The organism is Hominimerdicola aceti, from assembly GCF_025567495.1.
Classification (GTDB): Bacteria; Bacillota; Clostridia; order Oscillospirales; family Ruminococcaceae; genus Hominimerdicola; species Hominimerdicola aceti.
In genome coordinates this window covers 1-691 of sequence record NZ_JAOQJZ010000034.1, presented here as the reverse complement: position 1 = coordinate 691, position 691 = coordinate 1, and the positions used below count along the sequence as shown (strand labels likewise).

The following is a 691-nucleotide window of genomic DNA, read 5'->3' as shown; positions in this document are numbered from 1 at the left end:
AGTTCATCACCAACTATTAGTTCTCCTGCTTTGATAAAGCCTTGATTTTTTACATAGAACGGGTGGTCAACAGTTGTAACGATTTCTTCACCGTTCACAGTGAGATGAACAAGCGTTGTTACCTCTCTTATGTAGGTTTCAAGAACAGTTTTCGGAGAAGTTTCCATTGTTTCAGGGTCTGTTGAAATGACTTTATCTCCTGACTTTATCTTTTCTATGGCAACCATTCCGGCGACCGCCATTACAAGCGTTCCCGCCACAAAACATGACGGTTTAACTCCTGCACTGTTAGCTGCCTTGTTAAATCCGCTGTTCATTCCGCCGGTAAAAACAGCTACACTTGCTATAGTCGTCTGAGCTACATTGTATATAGAACTCTCATGCAAAGCCGCATTAAAGTCACTAAACCAGTTATCACCAAACAATATCTTTGAACCTAATGCGAGAGTATCAAAGCCTCCCATTACAAATGTGATAGCTCCACTTGCTTTGGCGACCGTTCCAACCGTTTTAGCAAAGCTACACGATTTACCCAACCATTTTCCATTGGCAAGCAAACTAACCGCCTTGGCATTACCTAAAAATTCACCTGCCGCTCCAAGTCCGCCAAATACGCCACCGAAAATAGCTCCGGTCACCACGCCGTCCTTAAAGCCCTCCCAGAATGAACCTCCTGACGCCCAACTTGATA

At 44.1% G+C, this 691-nt stretch carries 1 protein-coding gene; it reads right to left on the bottom strand.

Features of this window, described 5'->3' with window-relative positions; genetic code table 11:
• On the bottom strand, positions 1 to 691 hold a 691-nt coding region (locus OCV57_RS14245; protein ID WP_267302088.1), incomplete at both ends, for an HINT domain-containing protein.